The following is an 11,549-nucleotide window of genomic DNA, read 5'->3' as shown; positions in this document are numbered from 1 at the left end:
ATTTTCTTCGGAAAACAAGGTGAGCTTAGGGAACGGACTATACAACATCAATTGCAAAGAGCCAGTGCTTTAAACATAATCATCAATGCTATTAGTATTTGGAATACCTTACATCTAACTAAAGCAGTTGAATATCAAAAACAGTCTGGTAGTTTTAATGAAGAATTATTACACCATATGTCGCCTCTAGGTTGGGAACATATTAATCTACTAGGAGAATATCATTTTAATTCGGAGAAAGTGGTCTCGTTAGATTCTTTAAGACCATTAAAACTTTCTTAACGTTGTAAAAATGGGGGAATCGTCAGGAAAATAGGCTTAGCGTTGTACATCCGCATTTTCCTGACGGGACCCCATCTAGAGTTTCAGAATCAATAGAAATCTCCTTTAATAAATCTGGATGTGTATATACAATAGCTCCCAAATCTTCAATTCTGTCTTTAAATTGTTCTGTCGTAATATAATGTACGTGATCCCCCCGTTCAGTATAGGCTTTAACTAAACTTAATGTAGGATTTACATGTCCCTCTGCTGGAAAATTAACCACTAAAATATTTAGCACTTATTTCTCACTCCTTACATTTCAATTCACTTATTAAGCATACTGTAATTATTACCGTCAAACTTCCCCTAATAGTCCTAATATACTTGCTACTTTAGATTGATAAATAATTATCAGTTATTTAATTAAAAAAAGCATCTACATAAGTAGATGCCAAACCGTGATAAGGAGTGTTCTGTGAGGTTAGAATAAGCTTTTCAGCTTGTCCTATGCTATCAATATATGTTTTATTTTATAAAATGTGAATAATTGATAGAATAATTTTATTCTTCTTTCTCACCCATTTTGAATTAATTCCTAAATAAGACAACTCTATTTTTATAACATTTCATATGTTTTAATCTTCTTTAGAGCTATCTATTTTTACAGTTTCTCCAGTCAATCGCTTATTTTTCAATTCAAAATACGCATCTAAAACTTCTTTTCCAATATCAGAATTAATACCAGATTTATCATTCATAACCCACGGCACAACTACGGAAAACGCTACTTCTGGATTATCATATGGCGCATATCCTGCTAACGTTAAGTTATAACATTCTCTTCTCTCGCCTTTTTCATTTCTTCCAATATCACTTTCTCCACCGTATACCGTCTGTGCTGTTCCTGTTTTACCTGCTGGTTTATAAGATGCTTTTTGGAACGCCCTTACTCCTGTTCCATCACCCTCTTGGAATACCTTTCTAAATCCTTCTTTTACTTGATTTATATATTCCTCTTTCATATCAATTTTATTTAAAACAATTGGTTCTACTGCATGCACCACTTTACCAATCTCATCTTTTTGCGACGTTTGCTCTCTTACCTCTTGTACAATTTGTGGCTTCATTCGATATCCACCGTTTGCAATTGTTGAAATATACTGTACGAGCTGAAGTGGTGTATACGTGTCATACTGGCCAATTGAGTAATCTAATAAGAAACCCGGCTGATTATCTTTTTTACCAATTTGTCCAGCTGTTTCATTCGGTAAATCGATGCCCGTTGGAACACCTAATCCGAATTGTCTGAAATAGTACCTCATTTTATCAAAGTGTTCCTGTTTAATATTTAATGAACTATTTTTCACATAATCCACACCTGCAATTTTTAATGCTGTATGAAACATATAAACGTTTGAAGAGACTTGTAACGCTCTTAAATCATCAATGTTTCCAAACTCTTTCCAAGACTTCTTCTCCCTAGTACCTTTAAACTTCATAGGTGCATCATAAAAATAAGTACCTGGTGTTATAGCTTTCGTTTCAAATCCAGTTAAAACTGTCGCACCTTTAACTGTTGATCCCAGCTCATATGAACTAGTCATTGTGCCTAATGCATAGTCTTCAACTTCTGTTTTCCCGTCTTTTTCTACAAGTCTTTTCCCAGCCATTGATAATACTTGTCCGTTTTTCGGATTCATCATTACAACGAAAGCACGGTCCAACATAGATTCAGATCCTTTATATGCCTTTAATATTTTTTCTATACTTTCTTCTACTTTTTTCTGTAATTCCATATCTATCGTTAAAGTTAAGTTCTTACCGCTCTTTCCCTCAGAAATTGTTTCCGTTCTAATTGCAGTACCTTGTTTATCTGCAACGCTTCTTACTTCTTTTTTTGTACCATGAAGTACCTCTTCATATTGCTGCTCAATATAACTTTTTCCAACTCTATCATTTCGGCTATAATCACGTACTAAGTAGTAATCTAATCGCTCACCTGGTAATCCTTCATCGGAATTAGAAACATTTCCAAGAACAGATCGGAATAATCCATCATTTACATACACTCTCTCCCAATCAACCGACACATCTACACCTGGGAGATTTGCTAAACCTTCACTAATTATAGTAAATTCCTTTTCACTAACATCTTTTTTAATAATTTGAGGAGCCATTTGATAACCAGAAGTCATCTTACTTTTAATAGCTAACACTTTAATATCTTTATCTGTTAAACCTTGAAGATTTTTATCTGTAACTCGTTTTCTTTTTAACTCTTCAATTTTTTTATCTAAATTTTTTCCGGTAATATCTTTATCTCTGAACTTATTTATTTCTTTTTTAGATACTAATTTTTCAGTTAGTTTCGGATTTAATTGCATCCAAAAATCTTTCTTATCCGTCTCAGTTAGCTTGTCTATATCTTCTTGTGGTATTTCAATTATGTCTGCAAGTTGTCTTGCTGTTTTTAATATTTCTTCTGATTTTACACCTTTCATCTTTGTATATGTAATTGTACGTAAAGACTTATTATCAACTACTGGATTCCCTTCTCGGTCAAATATTTTTCCCCGCGGCACAGAAAGGCTTACGGTTGCATTTTCTCTCTTCTCCACTTCATTTTTATACGTCTCACCATCGATAATTTGTACTTTACCTAATTGTATAATCATGGCAGAAAACAATATAAATACACATAAGAATAAAATGTTTAACCGCATCGGTACTGCTCTACCGCTTTTTTTCTCTTGTTTTTTCACCTTGTCATAATCTCCTCCTTACTGTATTTCTATTAATAATTGAATCTATATATTAAAAGTAATGCACATTTTCTATACATTACTTTGCACAAATACTAATATATTGATAAAAACTTAATAGAAATTAAAGCAAATCTAAAGAAAAGGTAAAGTTTTCTAAATTAAATACAAAAATACCCAATAACCAAAAGCTTAGCTTTTGGTTATTGGGTATTTAATAAATTTAAGAGTTAATAATTGGACGTATCGATTCAAATCTATCATCATAATTTGATAAAGGCTTTTTACTCTGAAATTTTGGCAAGTAAATCGTTACTGTTGTTCCGAAGCCAACCTCACTCATAATACTTATATTCCCTTGATGACTTTCAATAATTTTATAACTTAACATCAATCCAATACCGGTACCTTTTTCTTTCGTACTATAAAAAGGTTCACCTAATCTTTTAATTCGTTCTTCAGGTATTCCTATTCCTTTATCAATTACATTAATAATGATACCATCTTTGCCTATTTCTTTTATGTGAATTGAAATTCTCCCACCATCTGGCATAGCTTCGATTGAATTTTGCAAAATGTTAATAAATACTTGTTTCAGTTGATTTTCTGAGCATTCAATGATTATATCTTTGGAATCTGCATATAATTCAACTTGAATATTTGTCATAATTGCTTTTGTATTTATTAACGAAACGACATTTTTAAATATTTGATAAAGATTTTTCTTTTCCGTGCTTAGTTCATCTGTTTTAGCAATCGATAAAAATTCTTGAAGAATCGCTTCTATTCTTTCAATTTCAGAAAGCATTAGATCAAAATATTTTTCTTGATCTTCTTTATTAATTTGAAATAGCTGTATAAAGCCTTTAATGACTGTTAATGGATTCCTAACTTCATGAGCAACACCAGCTGCTAATTGACCGATTGCTGCAAGTGTATCTGATTTATTTAGCAATTCTTCTGTCTTTTTCCGCTCTGTAATATCACGTACAATAATCATAATTTTATCATGCAATAACGGTAAACATCTAGCTTCGAAGAAATCGATACTTTCATTAATTGTAAGTGGATATTCCACAATTACATTTGTCCCTTTTTCTTTCACTTGACAAATTGCTTCTTGAAATTTTTTTGCTACTGTAGATGGTAATACTTCGTAAAACTTTTTTCCCATAAAAGCTTCTGCGGGTACGTAAAATTTTGTAGGGGATCCTGCTTTATAATCAATAATTGTTCCATCATCTTCCGTTAAGAAACATAAATCTGGTAAAGCCTGAAAAATTACTTCTAATTCAGACGTTTGTTGTTTTAATTTCTCTTCTATTGCTTTTAAATGTGTAATATCCACACCAACAGCCCAATAACTAAATCCACTTACAGGAAACTGTTCTGATATATTGGACCACATTATCGTTTTAATTTCACCATTTTTACAAGTTAAACGCATTTCCCAGTCTCTAAAGTTCTTTCCACGAGTCAAAAATTTCTTTTGTATCTCGTGACGATAATCATGATCCGGATACAGTAATCGAAGTGCGTTTGGATTTCCAATTACCTCTTCCGCAGTATAGCCTGTCACAATTTCACATTCGCGATTCCACAAAACAAAATCTCCATTATAATCAAGTGCATCAACCATAACAGGCATGTTTTGTAAGATTGTATGTAGTTCCTCCTCTTTTCGAGTAAGTAACGTTGTATTTTTATTTTGAAATCCTTTCATTACTCCATCTATAATTAAATTTGAAAGCATTTCAAAGTATTTTTGGCAATTGAAAATTTCGCTTTTCTGAGACCATACAACAAAAGATCCTAAATATTGATTGTATAAAAAAATGGGGATTTCAAGTTTGGGAAGTTTACATATTTTCTTTTCATTTATTCCAAATGAAAATATACATTCTTTTTCAGCATCAAGAAGTTGATGTGATATGTTGGTTAATTGATAAAATTGTTCTGCCATGGTTTCTATTGTACTCACATCAATAAGTTCCATTAGCCGCGCATTCATTCCTTTTTCACCTCAATATGTAAAATTCATACAAATTTAAAATTCATACTTCTCCATTATACGAAGAATGTGCCTGTAGGTATATAGCTGAAGAATAATTATTCGAACAAATTTTATTTTTCAATTAAAAACAAAAAATATATCCGTGCAAATTGAAACTCTAATTAGTAAGTTTTTTCATCACCGATTAATTATTAGCTGTGCCAATCATGATCTTTTATGTTGCACAAACTCTCCTTAGCTCCTTACATTTGTTAAGTTTTGACATGAATTCATACGCATTAGTTGTATTATAAAAATGCATTAAATATAAAGTTCATAAAATTTTCACAATTACTATGAAAAATATAAACATTTATTCCAATATATTCTATATAATAAAATGTAATAAGGCTTCTATGAATCTCATAGAATACCTTACCCCTAATAAAAAGAAAAAAAGAATCTATTTAGATTCTTTTTTTCTTTTTATATTACATTACATATTTATATAAAGCATGTGCAACACCATGTTCTTCATTAGTCAAAGTTTCATATTGACACATCGCTTTTATTTCTTCGACTGCGTTCCCCATTGCAATTGATAGGTTTGCTTTTTCCATCATGGATACATCGTTTAGCCCATCACCTATCGCTACAGTATTTTCAACTGGAATATTTAAATGTTCCGCTAAAGTATATAGTCCATTTCCTTTTTGAGCGTCTCGATGATTAATCTCTAAATTATGCCAATATGAAGATGTAATTGCTAAATCAGTATTATGCAGAAACGTTTCTTTTAACTTTTTTAACTTTTCCATGTCATAAGAAAATGGTAAAAGCTTATGCACATGTATATCTGTTTCTACAATTGGTTTACAACTTTCTGCACTAAGAAATGCTGTATGTTCAAGGTATAATGCTGCGATCGTTTCCAACTCTTTCAAATCGATATTTTCATTTGAATGTTTCACATAATCGATTTCATTGCGTACACTCTCTACTCCATATTCCGGTACGTACACACCTTTATTAGTATAAAGCTGATAATATAATCCATTTTCTTCAAGATAATTCACAATCTCGAGTGCCTGCATATTTTGAATTGGATATCTCTTCATCATTTTTTTATCATTATATATAAGCGCACCATTTTCGGCAATAATTGGACACTCCAAATTAACTTCTAACAACAATCGTTCAATATCGACGATAGAACGACCTGTACAAATTGCTACAACATGACCAGCTTCCTGACATTTTCGAATTGCTTCTGCATTCTCGTTACTAATCATTTTGTTCCCCGAAAGAAGAGTTCCATCTAAATCAATTGCGATTAATTTCATTATTTCTTCACCACTTTCTATATATACACGAGCTCATATTAAATGAAAGGTATCGTTTTCATACCGCTCTCGTAAAGCACTCTTTATTTATAATTTATGAAAAGCGTTTCAGGTCAAGAAATAATTATAAATAAAATCCAAAGCAAGGGCTTTGGACTTTAAACTATGAATTATAATGAATATATTTTGTCTCACATGTGTATACATTCTTTTCTTTAGTTGGAACGTATACTTTAAACTTTTCTAAACGTTTTCCGTAAACATGAATTGTGACAACGCTTTCATTGCCATCTATTTCAAGAATGTGACAATCAGCTGGTGGAATGACTTTATCTGTTTCTCCTTCTCCCAAATAAAGATTTCCTGTATGAGTTAAATAAACAAGTGAATTTTCAAGCTGCTTAGTTTGTATAAAGTTCTGCACCATTATTCTCCCTGTAAATACACCTTCTACTCCCCATGTGCCATCATGATCATGCAAAGGAGTCGATTGTCCATCTTTCCATACAAGAGCTAATACTTCAAAACGATTTAAAGGATCTTCATATAATAAGTGTCGTGCATATTGAGCCGAATTCGCCTTCTGTTTTTCTAACGGAAGCCATGTTTTCTTTTCTAAAAGTTCTTCTAATAATTTTTCAATCCCACAAACCATTTGATCTTCTAACAAATTACTATTTATTAAATCCGTTACAGCTTTAATAAATGTTTGGAACGTCTTACTTCCATTACACGTTAACATAAGCATCCTCCTCTACTCTTATTCACACACTTCCATACTAAATAACCAACTAAAATTTCACAATTGAGAAATAAAAGAACAAGGTACAGTAAATTTGTACCTTGCTGAACAGTTTATTGAGTTTTTAAGCAGATAGGTAAGAATTTCAAAGTTTGTTCATTTTCCAATATACATTGTTCTAAATTGAACGATGGGGATAATGCTATCTTTTCAAAAGCATTTATAAAGGTAGTTAATGCAATCTCAGCTTCTAAACGTGCAAGTGGTGCCCCTAAGCAAAAGTGAGGACCTTTACCAAATGTTAAATGCTTTTCATTTCCTATTCGGTGTATATTAAATTTAGAGGCTTGTGAAAACTTTTTCTCATCTAAATTTGCTGCACTTACCCACGCAACCACCATTTGATCCTTTTTCATTAAAGGGCCAAATATATTTGTATCCTCTGTAATTCTCCTAGCTAATGTAATGGGAAAGCGATAGCGTAATACTTCCTCAATTGCTTTTGAAATTAATGTAGGTTCTTCTCTTAATTTTTTATATGTTCCTGGTGAATCCACTAAGAAACAGTAAAAACTATTAATAATTAAATTTGTAGTTGTTTCATTGCCAGCCGCTAATAAACCCAATGAAAAAGTAACAATTTCTTCATCAGTTAATCTTTCGCCTTCATATTCAGCTCGTATTAAATCTGAGATAATATCATCCATTAAATGGTATCTCTTTTCCTGAACGATTGGTAGAAGATATGCTTTAAATTCATTTAGTGCTATCCCCTTTTCTACATCCAGATCATTAAACTTTTCTTTACTATACGGCATAAATAAAATATCAGACCATGCTTTAATTTTTTTGCGGTCAGTTGTTGGCACTCCTAACAAATCGGATATAACAGTAACAGGTAAAGGAGCAGCAAACTCTTCAACGATATTAACTTCACTATATTTTCCAATATGTTGTACAAGTTCATTTGCAATAGCCTGTATTCGAGGTTTCCATTGTTCTAAACTCCTTGGAGTAAATGCTTTAGAAACGATAGAACGTACATTGCGATGTTCTGGTGGATCAGTAGAATTAATATTGATTCGAGTTTCTAAAGGAGGGATTGAGAATTGTCTTCGCTCCCTTCTACTTGAAAACAGGCGATAGTCTGATAAAACACGATTTACGTCCTCATACAAAAATACATTCCAAACATCTTGCTCTTCATCATAATGTACGGGGTGATTATCCCTCATAAATTGATACCACTCATACGGATTCCACAATTCCTCTTTCGTTTTCAGCTTTGAAATTTCATGAACTAAAATCACATTTTCAGGCGAAGCCATAGTCCTTTCCTCCCTTTTCTTTTACAATAAAAGTGATAGGTCGGTAATTCAAAGTTGTATAATCTAACATATGTTATTTTAACATATACTAAAGGGGATTTTTCGTAGGAGAACTTGAGAAATAAATAAGGGGGATTTTTATGTATGTTGATATTTTATTGCTCGCAGAATTGACGTCAGGGCCAAAATATGGGTATGAAATAAAGAAAAATATTCAAAATCGGTTAGGAGAGAATTTTGAATTAAATCATAATATGCTTTATCCTTCTCTTCGACGTTTTGAGAATATGGGGGCTATAACGAAAAAGGTACATACACAAGTCGGAAAACCAAACCGAAATATGTATGACATTACTGAAACAGGAGAAGAAATTTTTTCTGAAATGTTACGCGAGTTTCCCGAAAAACTCGCGACAAATAATGCAGAATTTCTTGTTCGTATCGCGCTATTTGAAAAACTTGATTATAAAGCTAGAAAAGAAATTTTAACAATACGCCAAAACGTACTAAATAAACAGCTTACTGCTATTCAATCTTTAGATGCTAGTTCATCTTTTATTACAGAAGTCATTGAATTTAGTAAATCGCGTATTGAGCATGAATTGCTCTGGATTACATCACTTATGAAGAAAATATGAAAAATAACAAGAAAAGTTAAAAACAATGAATGAAAATGAGATTTATTATCAATACTATAATTAATAAAAGGGCAACCACGATTTGGTTACCCTTAAAAATTTATACTTCCGGATCGAAAGTTTTGCAATCTGTTTCTTCTGTAGTCGATGCTTGTTTTCCTTTATGACTTACTACATAAATTGCGTCTGCGCTACATTTATTACCGTTAGCCCAAAATTTACAATTGTTTACTTCACATAAAACGTCTTGTGCCATAGTATCACACCTCCTCGTTCTATTATCATTAACAAAATTCGGAGGTATGATACTCTTTGTTATGCATTTTTTATTCCATTTTTAGCTTTCTTAATGGCTCTATATCCCCTTGTACAATAGCATCTATATTTTCAGTTATTTTTTCAATATCAAAATGCCACCATTGAATTTGCAGTAATTCCTCTATTATTGTATTTGTAAATCGTTCCTTTATTTTATTTGCGGGGTTTCCACCAACAATTGTATATGGTGCAACGTCTCTAGTCACAACAGATTTAGCTGCAATGATTGCACCATCTCCTATTTTGATTCCAGGCATAATGGTTGCATCCATACCAATCCAAACATCATTACCTATGACTGTATCCCCTTTGTAAGGTAGATCAGACAAACTAGGTGTATGCTTCTCCCACCCATTTCCAAATATATTAAATGGATATGCCGAAAATCCATCCATCCGATGATTCGCTCCGTTCATAATAAAGGTAACTCCATTTGCAATACAACAAAATTTTCCAATGATAAGGTGATCACCAAGAAATTCATAATGATGTAATACTCGATCTTCAAATGTTTCTCCATCTTTCGCATCATAATATGAATAGTCTCCGGCGCGTATATTAGCTTTCGTTATTGTATTTTTTATAAAGTGAACATTTTTATTTCCTTCAATAGGATATTTAACATTTGGATTAGGATTCATGTTGCACAGCACTTCCTTTACCGTTTATTTCACTTTCTACTGCTATTACTGGCTTTAAATTGTATATAGGTAAAATAAATAATAATCCAATTATAAATAGTAAAGCTGTGCCTTCGTACATCGTACTTAATGAGAACATTTCTTTTAATGAACCAGCAATACTCATTGTTACTACCATTGAACCGGTGAATAGCGGACTTAAAATGCCATTTACACGACCAATAAAATCAGTATCACTATTTTGAATAATGAGCGTATTAATACCTATTTGAATACAAGGAAGAGCTAAACCGCTAAAAAGTTGTGCTGTGAGTGTTATCCATAAATTGGTGGAATAACCTATAATACCGATGCCGATTGCCTGACCAAGCATACCGATAATTAACATCTTTTGCGGCGCAACGTTTTTTGCAAACACCATCGCTAAAGCACCTCCAACAATCATTCCTGCACCATTTACTGTTAGTAACCATTGTAAACTCTCTTTTGATAATCCTAACTGCTCAGTTACAATAAAAATCCCTAACGGCTGAATTAAACCAATTCCTAGTCCTGCTGCCATAAAACAAAGCCCTAGCAAAGTTAATGCTTTTTTCTTTTTCACATATTTAATACCATCAAGCATTTCCTGTAACAGAGTGATTTCTTTCTTCTCATTATCATTCTCAAGATCTTTCGGAAGAAATAACAACACAGCTGCTGCAAGTAAAAAAGCAATACCTGTAATAATGATTGAAATATAAATTCCAAAACTATGAAAAATAAATGTTCCAAGAATCGGTCCTAATACCATAAATATCGCAAATATTGTTTGATAAATAGACATTGCTAATTGAATTTGTTCTGCCGATAAATGCTGTTTAAATAATTTCATGCCAGATGGTTGAGAAAACTGTGAAAGAATTGCAGAAATAAGTGTGACAAAAAATACGATTTTCCACGTTCCAAACATTAGAGTAATTAATACTGCAAATACTGATAAAGAACTTAAAGTCTCACACCATATCATAGTCCTCTTCGGCTTCCACCTATCAGCAAAAGTACCGCCAATAAAAGAAAAGATGAAAATTGGAGCAAACTCCGCCACTGAAATCATCGAAATAGCAAAAGCATCACCTTTTGTCATTTCCATTACGTAAAGTAATACCGCAAAGTTCCGAACCCATATTCCAATTTGTAAAAATAATGCTGATGCTAAAATCACTTGAACAAACCGATTTTTTAATACTTGTGATACCCCATTGTTTTGTTTCGTTACTACATTTGTCGACATAAAAAAGCCTCCTATTTCATGTTCTGAACAGGAAGCAGCACAAATCATATAAAAAGACTATATATTCGCAGAGCGAAATACATCCCTTTTCTATAAATGTACAGACTAATCCTATTCAGAAGAATATTTCGTTTTTTAACGAAGATCTCTTATAAATAGAATTAGTTGATCATTGGGATGTTTTCACCCTTCCGTTTCGAATTTAAATAACACATACATACTCTATGTAAAACATTTTCAATGTATG

10 protein-coding genes and 1 pseudogene are annotated in these 11,549 nt (G+C 32.2%); 2 read left to right on the top strand and 9 right to left on the bottom strand.

Translation table 11 applies throughout. From position 1 onward, the window contains the following. The coding region (locus tag PDQ68_RS02990) for a Tn3 family transposase (RefSeq protein ID WP_131244499.1) at nt 1–282 on the top strand (282 nt) is incomplete at its 5' end. Between the two features lie 61 nt (nt 283–343). Here the strand turns inward: PDQ68_RS02990 and PDQ68_RS02985 are convergent. From PDQ68_RS02985 to PDQ68_RS02960, 6 genes and pseudogenes are all read right to left on the bottom strand, one after another. Next, nucleotides 344–562: pseudogene (locus PDQ68_RS02985) on the bottom strand (macrolide family glycosyltransferase); the annotation flags it as partial. Nucleotides 563–899: 337 nt separating this feature from the next. Next, on the bottom strand, nt 900–3,026 hold the full coding sequence (locus PDQ68_RS02980; RefSeq protein WP_061182309.1) for a peptidoglycan D,D-transpeptidase FtsI family protein: 2,127 nt from the start codon (nt 3,024–3,026) through the stop codon (nt 900–902). Nucleotides 3,027–3,249: 223 nt separating this feature from the next. After that, a complete protein-coding gene (locus tag PDQ68_RS02975; RefSeq protein ID WP_061182352.1) occupies nt 3,250–5,037 on the bottom strand; it encodes an ATP-binding protein in 1,788 nt (595 codons plus the stop codon). A gap of 473 nt (nt 5,038–5,510) precedes the next feature. After that, nucleotides 5,511–6,362 carry a Cof-type HAD-IIB family hydrolase gene (locus PDQ68_RS02970; protein WP_000766398.1) on the bottom strand — a complete coding sequence of 284 codons (852 nt, stop codon included), beginning with the start codon at nt 6,360–6,362 and terminating at the stop codon, nt 5,511–5,513. A gap of 163 nt (nt 6,363–6,525) precedes the next feature. Next, nucleotides 6,526–7,104 carry a cysteine dioxygenase family protein gene (locus PDQ68_RS02965; protein WP_000954458.1) on the bottom strand — a complete coding sequence of 193 codons (579 nt, stop codon included), beginning with the start codon at nt 7,102–7,104 and terminating at the stop codon, nt 6,526–6,528. 113 nt (nt 7,105–7,217) lie between these two features. Next, the gene (locus PDQ68_RS02960) at nt 7,218–8,432 is read right to left on the bottom strand and encodes a cytochrome P450 (RefSeq protein WP_270786577.1); all 1,215 of its coding nucleotides are present in this window, start codon (nt 8,430–8,432) and stop codon (nt 7,218–7,220) included. 140 nt (nt 8,433–8,572) lie between these two features. On the opposite strand from PDQ68_RS02960, the gene PDQ68_RS02955 reads away from it, so the two are divergent. Then, nucleotides 8,573–9,070: a PadR family transcriptional regulator gene (locus tag PDQ68_RS02955; protein ID WP_061182405.1), complete on the top strand. Its 498-nt coding sequence runs from the start codon at nt 8,573–8,575 to the stop codon at nt 9,068–9,070. Between the two features lie 100 nt (nt 9,071–9,170). Here the strand turns inward: PDQ68_RS02955 and PDQ68_RS02950 are convergent, their stop codons facing one another. The 3 genes from PDQ68_RS02950 to PDQ68_RS02940 all read right to left on the bottom strand — a co-directional run bounded on the left by PDQ68_RS02950 (nt 9,171) and on the right by PDQ68_RS02940 (nt 11,302). Continuing rightward, nucleotides 9,171–9,326 carry a DUF1540 domain-containing protein gene (locus PDQ68_RS02950; protein WP_000046091.1) on the bottom strand — a complete coding sequence of 52 codons (156 nt, stop codon included), beginning with the start codon at nt 9,324–9,326 and terminating at the stop codon, nt 9,171–9,173. Nucleotides 9,327–9,396: 70 nt separating this feature from the next. Continuing rightward, entirely contained in the window at nt 9,397–10,029 is a 633-nt protein-coding gene (locus tag PDQ68_RS02945) for a Vat family streptogramin A O-acetyltransferase (RefSeq protein WP_061182404.1), read from the bottom strand. Further along, nucleotides 10,019–11,302, bottom strand: coding sequence for an MFS transporter (locus PDQ68_RS02940; protein ID WP_016717583.1), 1,284 nt, complete (start codon nt 11,300–11,302; stop codon nt 10,019–10,021). The genes PDQ68_RS02945 and PDQ68_RS02940 overlap by 11 nt, the downstream gene beginning before the upstream one ends. Nucleotides 11,303–11,549 lie beyond the last annotated feature (247 nt).

It is taken from the genome of Bacillus cereus group sp. Bc010 (assembly GCF_027716745.1).
GTDB lineage: Bacteria > Bacillota > Bacilli > Bacillales > Bacillaceae_G > Bacillus_A > Bacillus_A pacificus.
Note: the sequence above shows the minus strand (reverse complement) of the source record. Positions and strands in the feature narration are given on the sequence as shown.